Raw genomic sequence first — 24,475 nt, forward strand, 5'->3', positions numbered from 1 at the left:
TGTTCATGAAGCGAAAAGTATATTGGAAAGATCTATGTCATTCCTTTACCAGTTCCAAAGGGCGCTTTTTGTCCATTTTAACGCTGATGATGCTGGGTAGCTTAGCCCTGGTCGGTTTAAAAGTAACGACCCCAAATATGCATCGGACTGCCCAGCGCTTTATAGACCAACAAGAGATGCTGGACCTCGCTGTCATGGGAGATCTTGGTTTGGATAAGACTGACCAAGAAGAGCTACAAGGATTGACGGGGGCCAGCTTGGAGTTTTCCTACCTGACAGATGTGACGATTGACGGAAAGGACGAAGCTGTTCGACTTTTTTCCACTCCAGAAACCATCTCACGCTTTCAGCTGGCTGCAGGGCGGCTTCCGCAGAAGGAAGATGAGGTCGCTCTAGCAGCGTTTTGGAAAGATCGTTACCAGATTGGGGATCAGCTAAGGATACATGAAAAAGCTGGAAGTCCATCTGTTTTAAAGACAAAAAACTATCGAATTGTTGGCTTTGTAAAGTCTGCTGAGATGTGGTCCGAAAAAGACTTGGGCCAAGCTAGGAGTGGGAGTGGTTCTTTGGATGCCTATGGTGTCCTCTCAAAAGAAGCCTTTACTAGTCCTGTTTATAGCCTTGCTCGGATTCGGTTTGATGATTTGAGGGGGTTCAATCCATTCTCAACCAGCTATCAAGATCGTCTGGCCTCCCATCAAAAGGACCTGGAAGAACTCTTAGCTGGAAATGGTCAGGAGCGCTATCGAAAGCTACAGGCTGATGGGAAACAAAAAATCCAAAAAGGGCAAGAAGAACTTGATGCTGCCAACAAACAGTTAGCAGACGCACGCGAAAAGGCAGGTCAAGCACAGACACAATTGACGGAGCAATCCAATAAACTGAATCAACTGTCTACACTCTTGCCCAAGGAAGAACTAGAAACAAGGCGACTCGAGTTGGCAGAAGCTCAAAAGCAACTAGATCAGCAATTGGTCAACATTCAGACAGGTGAATCGGAACTAGCAACTAAACAGAAGGACCTGGAAAAGGCCAAGGAAGATCTGAAAAATATAGAGCAACCAAACTATCATGTCTATGATCGAAAAACCATTCCAGGTGGCCAGGGTTACCTCATGTATAGTAATGCCAGTGCCAGTATCTCCGCCGTAGGCAATCTATTTCCTGTGGTACTCTACGCAGTCGCTGCCATGGTCACGTTTACGACCATGACTCGTTTTGTTGATGAAGAACGGAGCCATGCGGGCTTGTTCAAGGCCTTGGGCTATCGAACGAAAGATATCTTAGCAAAGTTTCTCTTGTATGGCTTGGTTGCTGGAACAGTTGGGACAGGCATCGGAACTCTTCTCGGTCATTATGTTTTATCTGGAACCATTTCGCAAATTATTACGCAGGGGATGGTCGTAGGAACTAGTCAACAGTATTTTTATGGGTCCTATAGCTTATTAGCCTTGGGGCTCTCCCTTCTTTCTAGCGTCTTTCCAGCTTATCTAGTCGCTAAGAGAGAGTTGAAGGAAGAAGCCAGTAACCTCCTCCTTCCAAAACCGCCAGTTTCCGGATCCAGTATTTTGCTCGAACGGCTACCGTTTTTGTGGAAACGTCTGAGTTTCACCCAAAAGGTGACCGCTAGAAATATTTTTCGCTATAAACAGCGGATGGTGATGACCATATTTGGTGTTGCTGGTTCGGTTGCTCTTCTTTTTGCGGGCTTGGGGATTCAATCCTCAGTCGGTGGAGTACCCCAACGCCAGTTTGGGGAAATCCTCAAGTACGATATGATTCTCTCGACCAAATCCAGCCTGACAGACGAAGAGGAAGAATCCTTGAAGAAGCGCTTGAAGCAAGCAGATATAAAAGAGACAGAAGCCATTTTTACAAAACAAGTGGAGGCTTCTTATCCTTCCGGACGTGGAAAACAAAGCATGACCTTAATGGTGTCCTCTAAAGACAGCTTGGAACCTTTTATCAGTCTCCGCTCAGAAGGGGGAAGACTCGACCTATCCAATGGGGCGGTAATTACCAGCAAATTAGCGCAGCTGGCCAAGGTGGGCGTTGGAGATGACTTGCGGATAGATGGCCATACGATTAGGGTGGCTGCGATTACCGAAAATTATGTTGGCCATTTTGTCTATATGAATCAAGCGACCTATCAGAAAACCTATGGAAGAAGTGTTAAGAAGAATGCCTATTTGGTCCGATTACAGTCTTCTTCTCAGCAGTTGGTCCAGAAGGTCAGTCGGGACATGATGGAAGAAGGGGCGGTGCTTGCTGTTACGCAAAATACTTCCTTGATTTCTCTCTTCAGTTCTGTAGCCCAATCATTGAATAAGACCATGATGATTTTAGTTTTGGTATCTATTTTGCTAGCGATGGTTATTTTGTATAATTTGACCAATATCAATGTGGCAGAACGAATCCGTGAGTTATCCACCATTAAGGTCCTCGGCTTCCATCATCAAGAAGTCACCCTTTATATTTATCGAGAAACTATCCTCTTGTCTCTTGTAGGGATAGGATTGGGTTTGCTAGGAGGCTTTTATCTCCATCGCTTCTTGATTGCCATGATCGCCCCAGATGCCATTCTCTTTTATCCGCGGGTGGCCCTTGGTGTCTATCTTTATCCTATCGCTTGCGTCATTCTGATCCTAGCTAGCTTAGGAATCTTGGTCAATCATCATCTTCGTAAGGTAGACATGCTGGAGGCTTTGAAATCTGTTGAATAAAAAAGAAACTTCTACCCTAGGGTGGAAGTTTTTTAGAGCTTTGGTATAATGAAAGAAGGAGAAGAGACATGACAAAAATTGCTTTGCTTTCGGATATACATGGGAATACAACTGCTTTAGAGGCTGTGCTTGGAGATGCCAAGCGGGCAGGTGTAGAAGAATACTGGTTATTAGGGGATGTCCTTATGCCGGGAACTGGTAGACGACATCTTTTGAACCTACTTGAAGAATTGCCCATTACCGTACAGATTTTAGGAAATTGGGAAGATAGCTTGTGGCGAGCGATGAAGGGGATGCTGGATCCATCAAGGGCTAGTCACCGTTATTTGATGCGCCATTGTCAGTATATCTTAGAAGAAATTCGTCCAGAAGAGATAGAGGCCATGCAAAGTCTGCCCATGCAAGTGCATCGGGAAGTTTCCGGCTTAAGAGTGGGCATTACCCATCATCTGCCAGACAAAAACTGGGGACGCGAATTGATCCATATAGGAGACCAGAAAGATTTTGATCGCCTCGTAACCAATCCCCCTTGTGATCTAGCAGTCTATGGTCATATCCACCAACAGTTTTTCCGATATGGAAGTGGTGGAGAGCTCATCTTGAATCCAGGTTCCATCGGCCAACCCTTCTTTTTGCAAGCCAATCTTCGAAAGGATCTCCGGGCCATGTATGCTATTCTAGAGTTTGATGAATCGGGTTTGAAAGATGTTGACTTTCGGCGGGTGTCCTATGACATTGAGAAAGAACTCCAGCTCGCTAAGGATCTGAAACTCCCTTACTTCCAAGTTTACTATGAAAGTTTAGTCAATGGGATCCACCATACCCATAATCATGAGCTTCTACATGAAATAGCCCAGCGAGAGGGACACAATGTAGAAGTAGACGCATGGTTGAGAGACTTTTTCAATTAGTGTAACAGTTGACATTACAACAAATAAGGGTATAATAGACTAAAAGAAAGAATTTTAACGTCTGAAGAGTAAATGTGTCTAGTTACTGATGGCTTTAGATCCAGTTTAAGACATCCCTATCTAGATGGAAGAGAGGAGTATCCATGCAAATTTCAAGTCGTTTCACCATTGGAACCCATGTATTAGTCATGATTGCTTTAAAAGGAGATTGCACCAAGGTGACCAGTGATATGATTGCTGGCAGTGTTGGGGTGAACCCTGTCATTATTCGAAAGACCTTGTCTCAATTAAAAAAGGCAGGCTTGATCCATGTAGCGCGTGGAACAGGTGGGGCCGAGATGGCCAAAGAATTGGAAGCTATTAGTTTGTTAGATATCTACCAGGCGGTTGAATGCCTTGGGAAGACTGGTCAATTATTTGGTTTCCACGAGCATCCAAATCCAGCTTGTCCGATTGGAAATAGCATCCATGGCGTCCTAGATGGGAAGCTGGAAAAGATTCAATTGGCCATGGAAAAGGAAATGGCTCAGACCAGCCTCAAAGAAGTGGTGGAGCAAACCAAGAAACAGATGGAGCTAGCAACCGTTTCTTGATTTGAGTCTGTAAGAAACTTGAAATAAAAAAGCCTTTCAGTATAGACTGAAAGGCTTTTTGTGTTCATTGAGTAAAATAGCAACACTCCTTCTAGCTTTACTTCACTAGGGCTACGAAGCTGACTAGAATAAATCCAATTGCAAAAATCCATGTCCAGTAACGATTAGGAATGAACATGAAGGAAGAACGATCGCGGAAAGCAATGCGTTGCCCTGTTTCCTCATCAATCAGATACCGAACTTGATCGGAAACAAATTTCTTTGTTAGCAAATAATTGACTGCTGCAGCAAGAATCCCCAACATACATCCTAAGATGATACTATCTGTACTCTTATTTACATTAAGATGCAGGAAGGAATAAATCATATTCGCCAAAGCTCCTCCAATCATAAGAGCAAGGGGAACGAGCAAGCCTTTACCACGCCAAACAATCATACAACAATCTCCTTAGTTTCTAACTTAATCAAAATAGAGCAAGTCTTTGCTGGTTTCGGTAAAGAGGCCAAAGCCATCTTTTGTGACATAGCCACAGTCTTCAATCCGAACTCCGACTTTTCCAGGGATGTAGATGCCTGGTTCGACTGAGAAGCACATGCCTTCTTCGATGACCATGTCATTTCCTTCCATGATAGAAGGGAATTCATGCACATCCATTCCGATACCGTGTCCGAGGCGGTGGTTGAAGTATTCGCCGTAACCTGCTTTTTCAATGACGCTTCGGGCAGCACGGTCTACTTCATGCGCCGTTACACCCGGTTTGATCATATCTAGGGCAGCCTGCTGAGCTTCTAAAGTCAAGTGGTAGATTTCTTTTTTGAAATCATCTGGTTTTCCAACCGCGACTGTTCGCGTCATATCTGAAGCATAGCCATTCACCATACAGCCCAAGTCGAAGAGAAGAAGAGCATCTTTTTCAATTTTGTTGCTTCCTGGGATGCCATGAGGGTTGGCTGCATTGTTACCAGTCAAGACCATAGTTTCAAAGCTCATTTCATAGCCCAAGCGTTTGATGCCAAAGTCGATTTCTGCGACGATATCCGTCTCAGTTTTATCCAGAGAAATGGCGTCAAATCCCATATTGACAGCCTTATCTGCATATTGACCAGCAACTAACATTTTTTGGATCTCATCAGCAGATTTGATCAAGCGCATCCGGTTAATCCGAGGGCTGAGATTGGTAAATGTTGCTTGTTCAAAGACTGAACGAAGTCCATGGTACTTGGTCAAAATCAAATTATCAAATTCCAAAGCGACCGTTTTGGCTTCTGGATTAGCGCTAGCCCCTTTGATTTTTTCCCAAGGATTTTCAGAATCCACATACCCTACCACTTGGAAATCCACAACTGCAGTCGCCCGTTCTACCTCAAGAGCAGGGACAAAAAGAAGCGGTTCATGGTCTGGATAAACGAACAAGAAGAGCTGACGCTCGTGAGGATCACTGTAAAATCCAGTTAGGTAATTGATGGTGACAGGATCGGATACAACAGCAACATCCGTTTTTTCGGTTTCAAGAAATGCTACAATTTGATCTAATTTAGACATAAGCTACCTTCTTTCTATTGATAATATTTTGTCAGATTTTCCCTAAAAAATCAAGAGTTTGCAAAAAGATGTTAAAATGCTTGAAAGTGTTTACAATAAGTGATAAAATAGTTGTTATAGAAGACTGAAAACGAAATTTTCAATAAAGAAAGGAAGTAATATGAATACAGACGATACTGTAACCATTTACGACGTTGCCCGAGAGGCGGGTGTCTCAATGGCGACTGTTAGCCGTGTCGTGAACGGAAATAAGAACGTTAAGGAAAATACTCGTAAAAAAGTATTGGAAGTCATTGAACGTTTGGACTATCGTCCGAATGCAGTAGCTCGTGGACTTGCGAGTAAGAAAACCACAACGGTAGGTGTTGTGATTCCAAATATTACCAATAGTTATTTCTCTACTCTGGCAAAGGGAATCGATGACATTGCTGAAATGTACAAGTACAACATCGTCCTTGCCAACAGCGATGAAGACGATGATAAAGAAGTTTCTGTTGTCAATACTCTTTTCTCAAAACAGGTCGATGGGATTATCTTCATGGGTTATCACTTGACAGAAAAGATTCGTTCAGAATTCTCTCGTTCTCGGACACCGGTGGTCCTTGCTGGGACAGTTGATGTCGAACATCAATTGCCAAGTGTCAATATCGATTACAAGCAAGCGACAGTAGACGCGGTTACACTATTGGCTAAACGAAATAAAAAGATTGCTTTTGTAAGTGGACCATTAGTAGATGATATCAACGGTAAGATTCGCTTGGCTGGCTACAAAGATGCTTTGAAAGCAAAAAAATTGTCTTACAGTGAAGGCTTGGTCTTTGAGTCTAAGTACCGCTATGAAGAAGGCTATAACTTGGCTGAACGCATCATTGCATCTAAAGCAACAGCAGCCTTTGTAACTGGGGATGAATTGGCAGCAGGTTTGCTTAATGGTCTAGCTGATCAAGGTGTGAACGTACCGGAAGATTTTGAGTTGATTACCAGTGATGATTCACAAATTACACGCTACACTCGTCCAAATCTTTCAACTGTTGGCCAACCACTTTATGATTTGGGGGCTATCAGTATGCGGATGCTGACAAAAATTATGCATAAGGAAGAATTGGAAGAAAGAGAAGTTCTTCTTGCCCATACCATCAATCATCGTGGGACTACGAAGAAGTAAAAATCAAAGGAAGCCAAGGCTTCCTTTTTTCTTGTCTCTGCATGAATCTCCGGTAAAACTTGAAGGGGTCTGCTAAATTAGGTATAATAGAGGGTATGAAAGTATTACTGTATTTAGAAGGAAAATCCGTTTTACAAAAATCGGGGATCGGTCGAGCTCTCCAACACCAGATGCATGCCTTGGATTTGGCTGGAATCCCCTACACCACAGATATTTTAGGGGACTACGATGTGGTTCATATTAATACTTATGGTCCTCGGAGTTTGTTGCTATTGCATGCTGCCAAACGTCGAGGGAAAAAGGTCATTATGCATGGACATTCCACACGGGAAGATTTCCAAAATTCATTTATTGGGTCCAATTTGTTTGCTCCCTTATTTGGCAAATATTTGGCTCATATGTATAAAAAAGCCGATTTTATTATTACCCCTTCAGAGTATTCGAAACAACTGATTCAGTCCTACGGGGTCAAGACTCCAATTGTCGCTGTTTCTAATGGGATTGATTTGTCTAAATATAAAAAAGATCCCAAAAAAGAAGAGGTTTTTCGGAAGCACTTTAATATCCAAGAAGGAGAGAAGGTCGTTTTATGTGCGGGTCTCTACTTTAGACGAAAAGGGATTGAAGACTTTGTAGAAGTGGCTCGTCGGATGCCAGATGTCCGCTTTATTTGGTTGGGGTCGATTAATAAATGGTTAATCCCTCGGGCTATTCGTCGTCTGGTCGAGAAAGATCATCCGAGCAATGTTGAATTCCCTGGCTATTTTAAGGGAGCTGTGTTCCAAGGTGCTATGACAGGTGCGGATGCCTTCTTCTTCCCATCTTATGAGGAAACGGAAGGGATTGTTGTCCTAGAGGCCTTAGCGGGTCACCAGCATGTCGTCCTCCGGGATATTCCAGTTTATCATGGTTGGGTGGACCAAGAGTCGGCAGAATTGTGTCATTCAGTGGATGAGTTTGTGGACTCTCTTGAAAAAGTCTTGTCTGGTCAAGTGGACAAGCGCGATGCAGGGGATCGAGTAGCTCAAAGTCGCTCAATTGATTTGGTAGCGGATCAACTAGTGAAAGCCTATCAGCAAGTATTGGAGATGTAATATGCGTATTGGATTATTTACAGATACTTATTTTCCGCAGGTATCGGGGGTTGCGACCAGTATTCGAACCCTTAAAACAGAATTGGAGAAGTTGGGACATACTGTTTTTATCTTTACGACGACGGATAAGGATGTCAACCGCTATGAGGACTGGCAAATTATCCGCATTCCAAGTATCCCTTTCTTTGCTTTTAAGGATCGGCGGATTGCTTATCGCGGCTTTACCAAGGCTTTGGCCATTGCCAAACAATACAAACTGGATATGATCCATACACAGACAGAGTTTTCTTTAGGACTACTCGGGGTTTGGATTGCTAAGGAGCTTCGGATTCCAGTAATTCATACCTATCATACCCAGTATGAAGATTATGTGCGTTATATTGCCAAGGGGATGGTTATCCGACCAAGTATGGTCAAATATATTGTTCGTGGTTATATGAATGACTTGGATGGGGTCATCTGCCCGAGTGAGATTGTCTATGACCTCTTGCTGAACTATAAGGTCAAGGCTGAAAAACGGATTATTCCGACAGGAATTGAGCTGGCGAAGTTTGAACGACCTGAAATCACACAAGTGGAGACGCAAGCCCTTCGTGAAAAATTAGGCATTCAAGAGGGTGAAATCATGCTCTTGAGCTTGTCACGGGTTTCTTACGAGAAAAATATCCAAGCCGTTATTGCGGCCTTGCCTAAAGTGTTAGAAGAAAATGCGCATATTAAATTGATTGTGGCTGGAGATGGGCCTTATCTAGATGATTTAAAAAAACAAGCGACCAAGCTTGGTGTGTCAGATGCGGTCGTCTTCACAGGAATGATTCCACCAAACGAAACAGCTCTTTACTATAAGGCGGCAGATTTCTTCATTTCAGCTTCGACTAGTGAGACGCAAGGCTTGACCTATTTAGAGAGTATCGCTAGTGGGACCCCCCTAATTGCTCAAAGTAATCCTTACTTAGATAATGTAATCAATGATCGGATGTTCGGAATCTTGTATGACCAGGAAGAAGATTTGGCAGCAGCTATTTTAGAAGCGACCTTAGCCACACCAGAAAAAGATGAGGCTAAGTGGGAGGAGAAGCTTTATGAAATTTCTTCGACAAATTTTGGTCGCAGGGTCTATGAGTTCTATCTGGATGCCATTATTTCGAAAGATTTTTATAATGAACGTCATCCTGAGGAAAGCCGTACCAAACGGGTGACCAAGTCTATTGTGAAAATTCCAAAAAAAGTTATCGCTATGCCTGTGAATGGGTCTGTGAGAATCATGAAGGGTTCCTTTAAACAGGTGAAAAAGATTCGCAACATTACCAAGTTATTGGATTAGAGTTCATCTCAAAAGCTAGGGGGCCTAAAGTAAGGCTCCTGGCATAGGGGATAGGAAGCTTTTTCCTCTTGCAAAATATTTCAATCGTGCTATAATACTAGTCAGAGACATATCAAATCTAGGAAATCTAAAAGAGAGCGCGTGGGGCTGGAAATCGCGTAGAGGATAGGTTTGGGACTACTCGGTGAACTTTTTATGCAAACATAAAACGGTGGCCACGTTAGAGCCAATCAGAGGTGTTCCTCTTTTTTGAGGAACATAAATGAAGGTGGAACCACGTTGCGACGTCCTTTCGAGGAGGTCGCTTTTTTGTTTTTTTGATGAAGAAATCAAAAAGAGTTTCACTATAACTAAGATATTTAAAAATTTATAAGGAGAAGATTATGATTAAGATTACTTTCCCAGATGGCGCTGTTCGTGAATTCGAATCTGGCGTGACAACTTTTGAAATTGCTCAATCCATCAGCAATTCTTTGGCTAAAAAAGCCCTTGCTGGTAAATTTAACGGCAAACTCATCGACACTACTCGTGCTATCACTGAAGATGGAAGCATCGAAATCGTGACACCTGATCACGAAGATGCTCTTCCAATCTTGCGCCACTCAGCAGCACACTTGTTTGCCCAAGCCGCTCGTCGCCTCTTCCCAGACATTCATTTGGGTGTAGGTCCAGCGATCGAAGATGGTTTCTACTACGATACTGACAATGAAGCTGGTCAAATCTCTAACGAAGACCTTCCTCGCATCGAAGAAGAAATGCAAAAAATCGTTAAAGAAAACTTCCCATCAATCCGTGAAGAAGTGTCTAAAGACGAAGCGCGTGAAATCTTCAAAAACGATCCCTACAAATTGGAATTGATTGAAGAGCACTCAGAAGACGAAGGTGGTTTGACCATCTACCGTCAAGGTGAGTACGTTGACCTTTGCCGTGGCCCACACGTGCCATCAACAGGTCGCATTCAAATCTTCCACCTTCTCAATGTAGCTGGTGCTTACTGGCGTGGTAATAGCGACAATGCTATGATGCAACGGATTTACGGTACAGCTTGGTTCGACAAGAAAGACTTGAAGAACTACCTTCAAATGCGTGAAGAAGCCAAAGAACGTGACCACCGTAAACTTGGTAAAGAGCTTGACCTCTTCATGATTTCTCAAGAGGTTGGTCAAGGTCTTCCATTCTGGTTGCCAAACGGGGCTACTATCCGTCGTGAGTTGGAACGCTACATCGTCGACAAAGAATTGGCTTCTGGCTACCAACACGTTTACACTCCACCACTTGCTTCTGTAGAACTTTACAAGACTTCTGGTCACTGGGATCATTACCAAGAAGATATGTTCCCAACTATGGATATGGGAGACGGTGAAGAATTTGTCCTTCGTCCAATGAACTGCCCACACCACATCCAAGTCTTCAAACACCATGTTCACTCATACCGTGAATTGCCAATCCGTATCGCTGAAATCGGAATGATGCACCGCTATGAAAAATCTGGTGCTTTGACTGGTCTCCAACGGGTGCGTGAGATGTCTCTTAACGACGGTCACCTCTTTGTGACTCCAGAACAAATCCAAGAAGAATTCCAACGTGCCCTTCAGTTGATTATTGATGTATATGGGGACTTCAACCTAAACGAATACCGCTTCCGCCTCTCTCTTCGTGACCCTCAAGATACTCACAAATACTTTGATAACGATGAGATGTGGGAAAATGCCCAAACCATGCTTCGTGCTGCTCTTGATGAAATGGGCGTGGACTACTTTGAAGCAGAAGGGGAAGCAGCCTTCTACGGACCAAAATTGGATATTCAGGTGAAGACTGCCCTTGGTAAAGAAGAAACTCTTTCTACTATCCAGCTTGACTTCTTGCTTCCAGAACGCTTCGACCTTAAATACATCGGAGCGGATGGGGAAGAACACCGTCCAGTGATGATCCACCGTGGTGTTATCTCAACGATGGAACGCTTCACAGCGATCCTGATCGAAAACTACAAGGGTGCCTTCCCAACATGGCTGGCACCACACCAAGTAACTCTTATTCCAGTTTCTAACGAAAAACATGTGGACTACGCTTGGGAAGTAGCTAAGAAACTTCGTGACCGTGGGGTTCGTGCAGATGTGGATGAGCGCAATGAAAAAATGCAGTTCAAGATCCGGGCTTCTCAAACTCAAAAAATTCCTTACCAATTGATCGTTGGTGACAAGGAAATGGAAGAGAAAGCCGTAAACGTTCGCCGTTATGGACAAAAAGAAACAGAAACAATGCCAGTAGATGCATTTGTAGAATTGATTCTTGCAGATATTGCCAATAAATCTCGTGTAGCAAACTAACAGATAGAAAAGCTAGGCTTTAACCTAGCTTTTTTTTGTGGATTGAAAATAACTATTCAAGCGCTGTTTTAGTGACCCCTATGTTGTGATAATTATTTTTTCCATTGCATAACCTTTTTCTTTCTCTTTCTTTACAAATCAAAGTATAACTCCCATTTTTCAAAGAAATTTGCTATAATGAAAGGACAGAGATTTGAAGAAGCAAAGAAAAAATAGAAGTAGGTACATGTATGAAGAAAATTCTTGTTGTAGATGATGAAAAGCCGATTTCGGATATTATAAAATTCAATATGGCCAAAGAAGGCTATGAAGTCTTGACTGCCTTCGATGGGAAAGAAGCACTGGCTGTTTTCGAAGCTGAGAACCCAGATATTTTGATTTTGGACCTCATGCTTCCTGAAATTGACGGCTTGGAAGTGGCGCGTACCATTCGGAAGACTAGTAATGTGCCGATTATTGTTCTTTCTGCCAAAGATACCGAATTTGATAAAGTTATCGGTCTTGAAATTGGGGCGGATGACTATGTGACCAAGCCATTCTCAAATCGTGAGCTTCAAGCTCGCGTAAAAGCTTTATTGCGTCGGACAGAACTAACGGTAGAATCACAAACAGAGTCTACATCAGATTCAGAGATTGTGATTGGGGATTTGAAAATCATTCCGGATGCCTTCCTTGCTCAGAAAAAGGGCAAAGAGCTTGAGTTGACCCATCGCGAATTTGAGTTGCTCTATCACTTGGCAACCCATGTAGGCCAAGTCATGACTCGTGAGCATTTGCTGGAAACAGTCTGGGGCTACGATTATTTTGGTGATGTTCGGACAGTGGACGTAACGATTCGACGTTTGCGTGAAAAAATCGAAGATATTCCTGGCCGTCCAGAGTATATTTTAACGCGCCGTGGTGTCGGTTACTATATGAGAAATAATGATTAATCACATCAAAGAAGTCATGACCTCTTATAATTTTGTTTTTATTTTAATCACTCTTGGATTCATTATCGTGGTAGCCTTACTGATCCTAGAAAATCGTCGGGATAACATGAAGCTACGCTTGTTGAATGATAAAATTAAGAGTTTGATTGCTGGAGAGTATTCGGATATCATTGATTTACAAGGGGGTCCTGAATTAACAGAGATTTCCAACAATATCAATGATTTATCTGAAGTGATTCGATTGACGCATGAAAATTTGGAACAGGAAACCAAGCGCTTGACCAGTATTCTTTCCTATATGACAGATGGGGTCTTAGCGACCAATCGTCGGGGGCAGATTATCTTGGTTAATGAAATGGCTGCTAAACAACTCAATGTTGTGGTAGAAGAGGTCATGAACATCAGTATTCTAGATCTGCTTGGCATTAGTGAAGAGTATGAACTGCGTGACTTGATTACCAATGTTCCAGAATTGACTATCGATTCGCAGGATGAAAATGGGGAGTACATCTCTTTACGGGTTCGCTTCGCTTTGATTCGGAGAGAGTCTGGTTTTATTTCTGGTCTGGTTGCCGTCTTGCATGACACAACCGAACAGGACAAGGAAGAGCGGGAACGTCGTTTATTCGTATCCAACGTTAGTCATGAACTCCGAACACCACTGACCAGTGTTAAATCTTACTTGGAAGCCTTGGATGACGGAGCCATTACGGAGCCAGTTGCACCGGAATTTGTCAAAGTATCTTTGACAGAGACCAACCGGATGATGCGGATGGTGACGGATCTATTAAGTCTTTCACGGATCGATAATGAAACCAGTCAATTGGATGTTGAATTGACCAACTTTACAGCCTTCATCACCTTCATTTTGAACCGCTTTGATAAGATGAAGAACCAGGCTGGCGAGAAGAAATATGATATTGTTCGTGATTATCCAATTTCTCCTGTCTGGGTTGAAATTGATACAGACAAGATGACACAGGTCTTAGACAATATCTTAAATAACGCTATCAAATATTCCCCAGATGGTGGGGAAATTCGTGTGGGGATGAAAACAACAGATGCCCAGTTGATTATCTCTATTTCGGATGAGGGCTTAGGGATTCCTAAAAAGGACCTGCCACGAATTTTTGACCGCTTTTATCGCGTGGATAAGGCACGTAGTCGCGCCCAAGGTGGGACTGGTTTAGGACTGGCCATTGCCAAGGAAATTATCAAGCAACACAAAGGATTTATCTGGGCCAAGAGTGAATATGGAAAAGGTTCTACTTTCACGATTGTCCTACCATATGATAAAGATGCTATCCTGGATGATGGATGGGATAATGAGGATGAATAAGAAAACTAATGGATGAAAAAGGGTTTAAGTATAGTATTTTAGCTTCAGGATCGAGTGGCAATTCGTTTTACTTAGAGACTCCTAAGAAGAAAATTCTAGTAGATGCAGGCTTGTCCGGGAAGAAAATTACAGGTTTGCTTGCAGAGATTGATCGCAAACCCGAAGATCTTGATGCTATTTTAATCACACATGAACATTCGGATCACATTCATGGCGTTGGTGTGCTAGCTCGTAAATACGGGATGGACCTATACGCCAATGAAGCTACCTGGAAGGCCATGGAGGGAAGCAAGTACCTTGGGAAGGTCGATGACTCCCAGAAACATTTATTTGAAATGGGCAAGACCTTAACCTTCGGGGATTTGGATGTGGAAAGTTTTGGTGTCAGCCATGATGCTGCGGCTCCCCAGTTCTACCGGTTCATGAAAGATGGGAAGAGTTTTGTCATGCTGACGGATACAGGTTATGTCAGTGATCGAATGGCAGGGATTGTTGAAAATGCAGATGGCTATTTGATCGAGTCCAACCACGATGTAGAAATCCTACGGGCAGGCTCTTATGCTTGGCGATTAAAGCAACGGATCTTATCCGATTTGGGTCACCTCTCTAATGAAGATGGCGCAGATGCCATGATTCGGACCCTAGGCAATAAGACCAAAAAGATTTATCTGGGCCACTTATCCAAGGAAAACAATATCAAGGAATTGGCCCATATGACCATGGTTAATCAACTGGCTCGAGCAGATCTAGCAGTGGGGCATGATTTTGACGTCTTGGATACATCTCCAGATACAGCGACTCCATTAGTAGATATCTAGATGATTAAAAAAGGAGATGAGCTCATCTCCTTTTTAGGTCAGTAGTGTAGGCTTGAAATGAGTGGAAAGGATAGGAGCAGTTAGTTTGAAATATGTGTATATAACAGTAGGGTTTATTTCCTTAGGATTAGGGATTATTGGGATTCCATTACCTATTTTACCAACGACCCCGTTTCTTTTATTAGCTATGGCTTGTTTTGCCAAGAGTTCTCAACGCTTTGAAAAATGGTTGCATGGGACCAAGTTGTACCAAACTTATGTAGCGGATTATCGGGAAACCAAGTCGATCTCAAAAAAGCGGAAAAAAAGAATTATTCTACAAATTTATCTTTTGATGGGGATTTCCATTTACCTGGCACCACTCTGGTTTGTAAAATTAGGTCTACTGGGATTAACTATTTTTATCAGTTATTATTTGTTCAAAGTGATTCCGGATAAAGAAGAATGATATAAGGACAGAATAGGTCCTAAATCCTATCTTGAAAACAAGGGAAAGGAGTGCGAGACGCACTCTTTTTTGGTATAATAGAGGGGTGTATCTTTTGGACGGAATAGGTCACAGGATTCAATCCAGATGCATAAATGAAGAAAGAAAGTAGTAACGTGATGCAAGCCTTATATAACCTTCTTGCTGAGAAATTTCGGCTGACTTTTGACGATACAGAATTGTTGGAAACAGCTTTTACACATACCTCATATGCGAATGAGCATCGCCTCTTAAAAATTTCACATAATGAACGTTTGGAATTTTTAGGAGACGCTGTTCTCCAGTTAGTGATTTCCGAATATTTATTTGCCCTCTACCCAAGTAAGCCAGAGGGAGATTTGTCAAAAATGCGTTCCATGATTGTTCGTGAGGAAAGCCTGGCAGGTTTTTCCCGTGATTGTGGTTTCGATCAATTTATCAAACTTGGCAAGGGAGAGGAAAAATCTGGTGGACGTAACCGAGATACCATCTTAGGAGATTTGTTTGAAGCTTTTTTAGGCGCCTTACTCTTGGATAAGGGAGTAGAGATGGTGCGGAACTTCATTCAGCAAGTCATGATTCCTAAAGTCGAGGCAGGTCAATTTGAGCAAGTGATTGACTATAAGACGCGCTTGCAAGAAATCCTTCAAATCCATGGGGATGTCTTGATTACCTATGAGGTGACGAGTGAATCAGGACCGGCTCATGCCAAGGAGTTTGAAGTGCAAGTGTCTGTCAATGGGAAAATCATCGGTCAAGGACGTGGCCGGTCTAAAAAGGCTGCAGAACAAGAAGCAGCAAAAAAAGCAGTGGAGAATAAGGTGGATCCCTCATGTATTTAAAGGAAATTGAGATTCAAGGATTTAAGTCTTTCGCAGATAAGACCCGAGTCATCTTTGACCAAGGGGTAACCGCAGTGGTTGGCCCTAATGGATCTGGAAAATCGAACATTACGGAAAGTCTGCGCTGGGCCTTAGGTGAATCGAGTGTCAAGAGCCTACGTGGTGGCAAGATGCCGGACGTGATTTTTGCTGGGACTGAAACTCGGAAACCCTTAAACTACGCCTGCGTAACGGTAGTACTGGATAACCGGGATGGCTTTATCAAACAAGCTGCTAAAGAAATCCGCGTGGAGCGTCATATTTATCGATCGGGTGATAGTGAATACAAGATTGATGGCAAGAAAGTCCGTTTGAGAGATGTCCATGATCTCTTTATGGATACTGGACTTGGGAGAGATTCTTTCTCTATTATTTCTCAAGGGAAGGTTGAAGAAATCTTTAATTCCAAACCAGAAGAGAGACGGGCTATTTTTGAGGAAGCTGCTGGGGTTCTTAAATTTAAGACGCGTCGCAAGGAAACAGAATCTAAGTTGGTTCAGACACAAGATAATTTGGACCGTCTAGAAGACATTATTTTTGAGTTAGAGGGGCAAATCAAACCTCTTGAAAAGCAAGCCCTTGTGGCCAAACGTTTCTTAGAATTGGATCAACAACGCCAGGTTCTTTATTTGGATGTTTTGATTGCACAAATTGAAGTCAATAAAAAAGACTATGATCAAGCCGTCCAAGAAGAAGCCTCCATCCAAGAGCAATTAAAGGCTTATTACCAGAAAAGAGAAGAGTATGAGGCGGAAAGTCTCCGATTGAAACAGAGTCGTCAGACTCTTCAACACCAATTGTCAGATGATCAAGCTAGCCTCTTGGAATTGACTCGTCTCTTAAGTGATTTGGAGAAACAAATCGAATTGGCACGCTTGGAGTCCCAACAGGTCGCTCGAAGTCGTCAGGAAAATCAAGAGCGGGTCAATAGTCTGGAAGTGCGCCTACAAGTTCTTCGGAACCAGTTGGAAGAAAAACAAGCCAATACAAAGAGTCTTCAAGAAGAACTACAAAAGAGCCAAGTAGCTCTGGAAGGTCTGGAGAAAGAGTTGGCCAGCTTCTCAGAAGATCCAGATCAGGTAATCGATTATTTACGTGAAAAATACGTGGCCTTGATGCAGGATGAAGCGGAGCGATCAAACGAATTAACAACCATTGAAAATCAACTGGAAGCCTCAGCTCAATTATCTCAGAGCAAGAAAGAAGACTTTCAAAAGCAAGTTCAAATCGTAAGAGAATTGCAGGAAAAAGACCAGGTTGCTCAAGAAGCTTATCAAGTAGCTCAAGAGCATCTGAAACACTTGCTTGAGACCTATCAATCAGAGGCAAAACGGTTTGAGGAAGCTCGCCAGGCTTATCAAGAAGCGCAAGCCAAGATGTTTGATTTACTGGATCAAAGTAAGGAAAAACAGGCTCGCATTAACAGTTTAGAGGCGATTCAAAAAAATCATAGTAATTTTTATGCGGGCGTAAAGAGTGTCTTGCAAGAAGCGGCTCGCTTAGGTGGGATCGTGGGAGCTGTCAGTGAAAAACTTTCCTTCTCACCAGAGTATCAGACTGCCTTAGAGATTGCTCTAGGAGCTAGCAGTCAGCATATTATCGTAGAAGACGAAGGAGCAGCAACACGGGCAATCGAACATCTGAAGAAGAATCGCTCGGGTCGGGCAACCTTCCTTCCTTTGACAACCATTAAACCACGTCACCTTGCAGGAAAGAATCAAGAACTGATTGAAGCCTGTCCAGGGTTCCTAGGGATGGCTAGCAGTTTGGTGGACTATGATCCTTCCCTCGAGTCGATTTTTCAAAACCTTTTGGGTGTCACAGCTATTTTTGATACAATTGAGCACGCCAAGTCGGCTGCTCGCAAAGTTGCCTACCAAGTTCGTATCGTGACGCTCGATGGAACCGAACTGCGCACGGGTGGTTCCTATGCAGGGGGAGCGAATCGAACCAATAATTCGATTTTTATCAAGCCAGAACTGGATCGCTTGCACCAAGAATTGGCCTCTCTTCAGAAGAACTTGCGAGAAGTAGAAGGGCAGGTTCAAGAGCAACAGGACCAAGTGAGCCAATCACAAGAAAAACTAGAATCTTTGAAAGGCCAAGGAGAAGTGGCGCGACTAGAAGAGCAACGCCTTCAATTAGCTTTTGAGCAAGCTCACCAGCAACTCTTGGATGCCCAAGAACTGTTAGAACTTATCCGTACAGAGCTGGATGAAGGTAGCGACCAGGAGCTCCTCCAAAAACGGGATCACTTGCAAGCGCGGCTGAAAGAAATTGAGGCGGAAAAAGAGCAAGTCACTGCTGAGATTGAAGAAGTCAAGCTCAATAAAGATGTCGTTGTTGAGAAAATTGAAAATTTACGAGTAGCCATTGCCAAGCTTCAATTACAAAAAACAGAGTTGAAGAGTCGATTGACCTATGACCAGACAGATTCCGAACGCTTGCAGCAAGAGTTGGCTTCTACTGAACGGGAAATCCAAGCTCTCCAATATGCGATTGAGCAGGGAGAAGATCGACATGAGCAAATCGATGTTTCTGTCCTTGAAAAACAACTGCAAGCAACCCTTCAAGAGAAAACCGCTCTGGAGCAAGCTGTGATTCGTAAGCAATTTGAATTAGAGGATTTGGAAGGCCAGTCTGAAGATGTAGCGGGTCATATGGAACAAGCCCGTCGTCAAAATGAGGAGTGGATTCGCCTACAGGCCAAAGCAGAATCCAATCGTGATCGCTTGGCGGATAAGCTAAATAAATTGATGTTAGCTCTGACCGATGAATTCAAGATGAGTTTTGAAGAGGCATCTAATCAGGCCAACGAACTAGAAAATCTAGCTCAGTCTGAGCAAGTCTTAAAAGACTTGGAAAAAACGATTAAAGCCTTAGGACCTGTCAATATTGATGCTATCGAACAATACGATGAGGTCAAGACTAGGTTTGATTTCCTTTCCAGTCAACGAGAAGATGTCTTGGCAGCGAAGAATCTTCTTCTTGAAACCATTAATGACATGAATGATGAGGTGAAAGAACGCTTTAAGTCTACGTTTGAAGCGATTCGTGAATCCTTCCGAATAACCTTTAAACAGATGTTTGGGGGAGGATCAGCAGATCTCATCTTGACGGATGGGGATCTCTTGTCTGCTGGGGTCGAGATTTCTGTTCAACCGCCAGGTAAGAAAATTCAATCCTTGAATTTGATGAGTGGTGGGGAGAAAGCTTTGTCAGCATTGGCGCTGCTCTTCTCAATCATTCGTGTCAAGACTATTCCATTTGTCATCTTGGATGAGGTAGAAGCGGCTCTAGACGAGGCCAATGTTAAACGTTTTGGGGATTACCTCAATCGTTTTGATAAGGAAAGTCAGTTTATTGTGGTCACCCACCGTAAGGGAACCATGGCGGCAGCAGATTCCATCTACGGAGTGACCATGCAAGAATCTGGAGTCTCTAAGATTGTATCTGTGAAGCTGAAAGATATAGAAGGAATGGATAATGGAAATTAAATTAGTCGCAACAGACATGGATGGGACCTTTTTGGATGAAAATCATCAATTTGATCAAGCTTTATTCCTAAAGGTATTAAAGAAGTTTCAAGAAAAAGGGATCTACTTTGCGGCAGCAAGTGGTCGGCCTCTCCTCTCTTTGAAGACAATCTTTAAAGAGGTTCAGGATCAGATTATTTTTATAGCTGAAAACGGCAGTGTTGTTGAGTTTCATGGTGAAGATGTCTATGAAGCGACCATGAGTCCTGAATTTTACCAAGCCATGTTTGCCAAGTTACAAGAAAGTCCTTATTTTGATAAAAATAAGTGCTTGTTAACGGGAAAACGTGGGAGCTATGTTCTAAAAACCGTTGATCCAGACTATCTAGCTGCTTCACAAAACTACAATGAAAATATTCAAATGGTGTCTGATTTTTCAGAAATTGATGATCTTGTCTTTAAGATGACCACCAATTTTGACCAAGAAGTATTAGCGGAAGGGGAAGCCTGGGTTACCCAAAATGTTGAGGGTGTTAAGGCTATGACCACTGGTTATGAGTGCATTGATATTGTCTTGGATTATGTGGACAAGGGAGTCGCCATCCAAGCACTAATGGATCAGCTAGGCATTAGTCGAGATCAAGTCCTAGCTTTTGGGGATAACCTCAATGATCTTCATATGATGCAGGTTGTTGGCCATCCAATTGCGCCAGAAAATGCCCGTCCAGAGATTTTGGAATTGGCTGAAAAAGTATTAGCTCACCATTCGACAGGATCTGTCCTTCGCTTCATGGAGGAAGAATTATGAGTCAGATTAAGGTTATCGCACTAGACTTGGACGGTACTCTCTTAAACTCAGATAAGAAAATCTCCCCTCGGAACTTAGCTGCCATTCGTGCAGCTCAAGAAAAAGGGATCAAGGTAGTTTTGACGACGGGTCGTCCCCTCAAGGCTATGGATTTTCTGCTTCAAGAGATTGGGACTGCCGGCTTGTCAGATGAATACACCATTACGTTTAATGGTGGCTTGGTACAAAAGAATACAGGGGAGATCATTGCGAAGACAGTTTTCTCTCGTGATGATGTCGTCCGTATTTATGAGGAGACAGAGGCCCTTGGTTTGCCCCTAGATGCCATCAGCGAAGGGGTTGTTTATACACTTGTATCTGATCAAGAATCTCTTTACCCTCTCTATAATCCTTACTTGAACTTTATTCCCGTTTCTATTGAAGATTTGTCCAGTCAGATTTCCTACAATAAGTGTGTAACGGCCTTTCAACAGGACTATTTGGATGGCGCTATTCCAAAGATTTCTCCTGAATTAAGGGAGCGTTTTGAGATTTTTAAATCCAGAGACATGCTCTTGGAATGGTGCCCCAAAGGCGTTCAAAAGGATCGAGGCTTGGAAGCTTTGGTGGAGTATTTAGGAATCGATGCTAGCCAAGTCATGGCGTGTGGAGATGAAGCCAACGATGCCAGCATGTTAAGATGGGCAGGCCTAGGAATCGCCATGGCTAATGCGGTGGATAAGGTGAAAGAGATTGCCACACTAGTCTCAGACTACACCAATGATGAAGATGCAGTCGGAAGAGCGATTGAAGAATATGTATTGAAGGAGGGTCAATAATGGGATTATTTGACCGACTATTTGGAAGAAAAGAAGAAACAAAACCACAAGTTCAGGATCTTACAGAAGAGCTTGTGGAAAGCCCTGAGAAAGCAAGCTCGCCAGCTGAGCCGGTATCTCAAAAGGCTTCACAAAGTGATGAAGCAAAGATTTCGGCAATGGAAGCCTACTATGCAGAATTAAAAGAGCGAATGGCTGCCGAATCAGCGCGATCATCGCAAGAGTCGACAGCATCTATTGAAGAAGAAGTTCCTTCAGAAGAGCCTGTAAATCAGGAAACAGCTATCGAGGAAGAGGACCCTTCTCAAGTGAAGCAGGATAGCTCTCCTGAGGAAGTAACCGAGCCTGCCCCTGTTCCTGAAGAACAAACTATAGAAATAGAAGCTTTACAAGAAGAGAATCTTGAAGATGAGCCTCTGAATTCTTCATCAGATCTTCCCCAAGAATCCTTTGAAGAAGATGTTCTTGCAAAGAATGAAACAGAAGATGAAACTTCAAGTCTTTCCAAAGAACCCGAGGAAGTAATTGAAGAAGCAACTACTGAAAGTTCAGAGGAAGAAACAGGAGAGTTTGAAGAAGACACTCCAGTAGAAGAAACAACTAGCGAACCTGAAGATACAGAAGAGCTTGAAGCAGAATTGTCAGTAGAGGAACCTACTAGCGAACCTGAAATTTCAGAAGAAGTTGAAGAAGAGTCTTTAGTAGAAAAAACGACAAGTGAGCCAGAGATTGCTGAACCAACAGAAACGGTTCAAGAAAAATACAATCGAAGCTTGAAGAAAACTCGGACTGGCTTTGGTGCTGCCCTTAATGCATTCTTTGCTAACTTCCGTTCTGTCGATGAAGAATTCTTTGAAGAGTTAGAAGAACTCTTGATCATGAGTGACGTCGGAGTCCAAGTCGCTTCGAATCTGACGGAAGAGCTCCGCTATGAAGCACGCTTGGAAAATGCCAAGAAGCCGGATGCCTTGCGTCGAGTGATCATTGAAAAATTGGTGGATCTCTATGAAAAAGATGGCCAATACAATGAGCAAATCAACTTTAAGGACGGCTTGACCGTCATGCTCTTCGTCGGAGTGAATGGCGTTGGGAAAACCACTTCTATCGGAAAACTAGCTCATAAGTACAAGAAGGAAGGGAAAAAAGTGATGCTAGTCGCAGCAGATACCTTCCGGGCAGGAGCTGTTGCTCAGTTGGCTGAATGGGGACGTCGTGTGGATGTGCCCGTTGTCACAGGTCCTGAAAAATCAGATCCTGCAAGTGTGGTCTTTGATGGGATGGAACGAGCAGTGGCAGAACAAGTCGATGTTTTGATGATTGATACGGCTGGTCGCCTTCAGAATAAAGACAATCTGATGGCTGAATTAGAAAAAATCGGTCGCATTATCAAGCGCGTGGATCCTACAGCCCCTCATGAAACCTTCTTGGCCTTGGATGCGTCTACAGGACAAAATGCCCTGGTCCAAGCCAAGGAATTCTCTAAGATCACGCCGATTACTGGTATCGTCCTCACTAAGATTGATGGAACAGCTCGAGGAGGAGTGGTTCTTGCCATTCGAGAAGAATTGGATATTCCAGTGAAATTAATCGGTTTTGGTGAAAAAATTGATGACATCGGTGAATTCAATTCTGAAAACTTTATGCGTGGCTTGTTAGAAGGCTTGATATAAACAAAAAACTCATCTCAAGAAAGAGATGAGTTTTTTTGTTGCACTTTTAGTCAGTCGGACAATTTATTCTTCAATTGCTGGTTGCCAGACCCATTCCGCATTGTAATCCTTCAAGAGGTCAAAGGAAGCTTGAGGTCCCATGGTTCCAGATTTATATTCATGAAGAGGGACTTGATTTTCAGCCCACAGGTGTTCGATTCGGTCAATTAACTGCCAAGAGGCTCTAACTTCATTCCAGTGGCTGAAGTTGGTTGAGTCATTGTTCAAGACATCATAGATCAACTTTTCGTAAGGCTCTGGAGAAGCACCAGTTGCAGTAGCTTCTGTTACATAGTCGAAGGAAATGGGAGCAATCTGGAACTGCTCGCCAACTTCTTTTCCGTTGACACTGAGAGAGAAACCTTCATTTGGTTGAATGTAGATGGTAAGCACGTTTGGTGCAATTTCCTGACCAAAAATAGAGTCCATTTGTTTGAAGACGACATTGACATGGGTACCCTTTTTGGTCAGACGTTTTCCTGTACGGAAGAAGAAAGGTACTCCACGGAAGCGATCGCTATCCACAAAGAAGGCTCCAGAGGCAAAGGTCTCGGTCATGGATTCAGGGTTGACATTTGGTTCACTACGGTAAGAGATGTCCTTTTTCCCTTGAATTTTTCCAGAACGGTATTGACCTCGGATAAATTGTTTCTTTAATTCTTCATCAGATGGGTTGACCAATTGTTCAAAGACTTTCACCTTCTCTTTACGGATGTCTTCCTTGGTGAAGGAAGCTGGTTTGTCCATAGCTAAAAGAGAAAGCAGTTGAAGGGTATGGTTTTGGACCATGTCGCGAAGGGCACCAGATTCATCATAGTAGCCACCACGTTCTTCGACTCCTAGTCGTTCTGCGAAAGTGATTTGAACATTGTCGATATAGTCACGATTCCAGATGTTTTCAAAAATTAGGTTGGCAAAGCGGAGGGCAAAGATGGACTGGATCATTTCTTTACCAAGATAATGGTCGATCCGGAAAATTTGCTCTTCCTCAAAGGTTTCTTCCAGTTCTTTGTTGAGCTGACTAGCTGTTTCCAAATCCGTTCCAAATGGTTTTTCAACGATCAAACGCTCAAAGCCTTTTCCATCCACAATGCCTTCAGATTTCAAATGTTTGGCAATCGTACCAAAGAATTGAGGTGCCATGGATAAGAAGAAGAGTTTATTATGTTCAGCTTGGTAGGTATCGTTGAGCTGATTTTGAAGTTCACGAAGCTTGATGTAGTGCTCCGTATCATTGACATCGTGGCTTTGGTAGTAAAAATGGCTGGCAAATTCTTGCGCCTGTTCAGGACTGTCTGCTAAATCCGAAATGGATTCAACGACAACGGATTCAAAGTATTCTTTGCTCCAAGGTCGACGAGCAGTTCCTATCACTGCAAAATGCTCGGAAAGATTTCCGGCTTTATAGAGTCTAAAAAGGGAAGGGTAGAGTTTGCGTTGAGCTAAATCTCCACTGGCCCCGAAAATGGTTACAATTACTTTTGAGGACATGTTCATACCTATTTTCTAACTTGATAAACCATATTCTACCATAAAATTCAGAAAATT

Annotated in this window: 19 protein-coding genes; 16 read left to right on the top strand and 3 right to left on the bottom strand. The window is 43.0% G+C overall.

The features are described from left to right. Positions 1–5: 5 nt before the first annotated feature. The 3 genes from I2C87_RS01285 (at position 6) to I2C87_RS01295 (ending at position 4,227) form a co-directional block, all read left to right on the top strand. Complete coding sequence (locus tag I2C87_RS01285; protein WP_048689561.1) at positions 6–2,723, top strand: FtsX-like permease family protein; 2,718 nt, start codon at positions 6–8, stop codon at positions 2,721–2,723. A 68-nt stretch (positions 2,724–2,791) separates the two neighbouring features. Then, entirely contained in the window at positions 2,792–3,634 is an 843-nt protein-coding gene (locus I2C87_RS01290) for a metallophosphoesterase family protein (protein ID WP_048689558.1), read from the top strand. 143 nt (positions 3,635–3,777) lie between these two features. Beyond that, the gene (locus I2C87_RS01295) at positions 3,778–4,227 is read left to right on the top strand and encodes an Rrf2 family transcriptional regulator (RefSeq protein ID WP_023023935.1); all 450 of its coding nucleotides are present in this window, start codon (positions 3,778–3,780) and stop codon (positions 4,225–4,227) included. Positions 4,228–4,324: 97 nt separating this feature from the next. Here I2C87_RS01295 and I2C87_RS01300 read toward each other — a convergent pair whose 3' ends face one another. Further along, entirely contained in the window at positions 4,325–4,663 is a 339-nt protein-coding gene (locus I2C87_RS01300; RefSeq protein WP_048689555.1) for a hypothetical protein, read from the bottom strand. A 24-nt stretch (positions 4,664–4,687) separates the two neighbouring features. Continuing rightward, on the bottom strand, positions 4,688–5,770 hold the full coding sequence (locus I2C87_RS01305) for a M24 family metallopeptidase (RefSeq protein ID WP_048689552.1): 1,083 nt from the start codon (positions 5,768–5,770) through the stop codon (positions 4,688–4,690). Positions 5,771–5,930: 160 nt separating this feature from the next. On the opposite strand from I2C87_RS01305, the gene ccpA reads away from it, so the two are divergent. From ccpA to ftsY, 13 genes are all read left to right on the top strand, one after another. After that, positions 5,931–6,935, top strand: coding sequence for a catabolite control protein A (gene ccpA, locus I2C87_RS01310; RefSeq protein WP_006595886.1), 1,005 nt, complete (start codon positions 5,931–5,933; stop codon positions 6,933–6,935). A gap of 95 nt (positions 6,936–7,030) precedes the next feature. Beyond that, a complete protein-coding gene (locus I2C87_RS01315) occupies positions 7,031–8,029 on the top strand; it encodes a glycosyltransferase family 4 protein (protein WP_006597024.1) in 999 nt (332 codons plus the stop codon). A 1-nt stretch (position 8,030) separates the two neighbouring features. Further along, on the top strand, positions 8,031–9,353 hold the full coding sequence (locus I2C87_RS01320) for a glycosyltransferase family 4 protein (RefSeq protein WP_048689547.1): 1,323 nt from the start codon (positions 8,031–8,033) through the stop codon (positions 9,351–9,353). Positions 9,354–9,736: 383 nt separating this feature from the next. After that, on the top strand, positions 9,737–11,680 hold the full coding sequence (thrS, locus tag I2C87_RS01325; protein WP_048689544.1) for a threonine--tRNA ligase: 1,944 nt from the start codon (positions 9,737–9,739) through the stop codon (positions 11,678–11,680). A 230-nt stretch (positions 11,681–11,910) separates the two neighbouring features. After that, a complete protein-coding gene (yycF, locus tag I2C87_RS01330; RefSeq protein ID WP_048689541.1) occupies positions 11,911–12,612 on the top strand; it encodes a response regulator YycF in 702 nt (233 codons plus the stop codon). Then, positions 12,605–13,951, top strand: a complete 1,347-nt coding sequence (gene vicK, locus I2C87_RS01335; protein ID WP_048689538.1) for a cell wall metabolism sensor histidine kinase VicK — start codon at positions 12,605–12,607, stop codon at positions 13,949–13,951. The genes yycF and vicK overlap by 8 nt, the downstream gene beginning before the upstream one ends. Positions 13,952–13,959: 8 nt before the next feature. After that, the gene (locus tag I2C87_RS01340) at positions 13,960–14,769 is read left to right on the top strand and encodes an MBL fold metallo-hydrolase (protein WP_048689535.1); all 810 of its coding nucleotides are present in this window, start codon (positions 13,960–13,962) and stop codon (positions 14,767–14,769) included. An 85-nt stretch (positions 14,770–14,854) separates the two neighbouring features. Continuing rightward, a complete protein-coding gene (locus tag I2C87_RS01345; RefSeq protein ID WP_006596984.1) occupies positions 14,855–15,217 on the top strand; it encodes a YbaN family protein in 363 nt (120 codons plus the stop codon). A 158-nt stretch (positions 15,218–15,375) separates the two neighbouring features. Continuing rightward, entirely contained in the window at positions 15,376–16,077 is a 702-nt protein-coding gene (gene rnc, locus I2C87_RS01350; RefSeq protein WP_048689531.1) for a ribonuclease III, read from the top strand. After that, positions 16,068–19,613, top strand: a complete 3,546-nt coding sequence (gene smc, locus I2C87_RS01355) for a chromosome segregation protein SMC (RefSeq protein ID WP_195323713.1) — start codon at positions 16,068–16,070, stop codon at positions 19,611–19,613. Before rnc ends, smc begins: the two co-directional genes overlap by 10 nt. Further along, a complete protein-coding gene (locus I2C87_RS01360) occupies positions 19,603–20,400 on the top strand; it encodes an HAD family hydrolase (protein ID WP_048689525.1) in 798 nt (265 codons plus the stop codon). Before smc ends, I2C87_RS01360 begins: the two co-directional genes overlap by 11 nt. Continuing rightward, positions 20,397–21,218 carry a Cof-type HAD-IIB family hydrolase gene (locus I2C87_RS01365; RefSeq protein WP_195323714.1) on the top strand — a complete coding sequence of 274 codons (822 nt, stop codon included), beginning with the start codon at positions 20,397–20,399 and terminating at the stop codon, positions 21,216–21,218. Before I2C87_RS01360 ends, I2C87_RS01365 begins: the two co-directional genes overlap by 4 nt. After that, entirely contained in the window at positions 21,218–22,888 is a 1,671-nt protein-coding gene (gene ftsY, locus I2C87_RS01370) for a signal recognition particle-docking protein FtsY (protein ID WP_048689519.1), read from the top strand. The genes I2C87_RS01365 and ftsY overlap by 1 nt, the downstream gene beginning before the upstream one ends. 63 nt (positions 22,889–22,951) lie before the next feature. Here the strand turns inward: ftsY and zwf are convergent, their stop codons facing one another. Beyond that, a complete protein-coding gene (zwf, locus tag I2C87_RS01375; protein ID WP_048689762.1) occupies positions 22,952–24,418 on the bottom strand; it encodes a glucose-6-phosphate dehydrogenase in 1,467 nt (488 codons plus the stop codon). Positions 24,419–24,475 lie beyond the last annotated feature (57 nt).

Origin of the sequence: Streptococcus sp. 1001283B150225_161107_H12 (genome assembly GCF_015552665.1) — a bacterium.
GTDB lineage: Bacteria > Bacillota > Bacilli > Lactobacillales > Streptococcaceae > Streptococcus.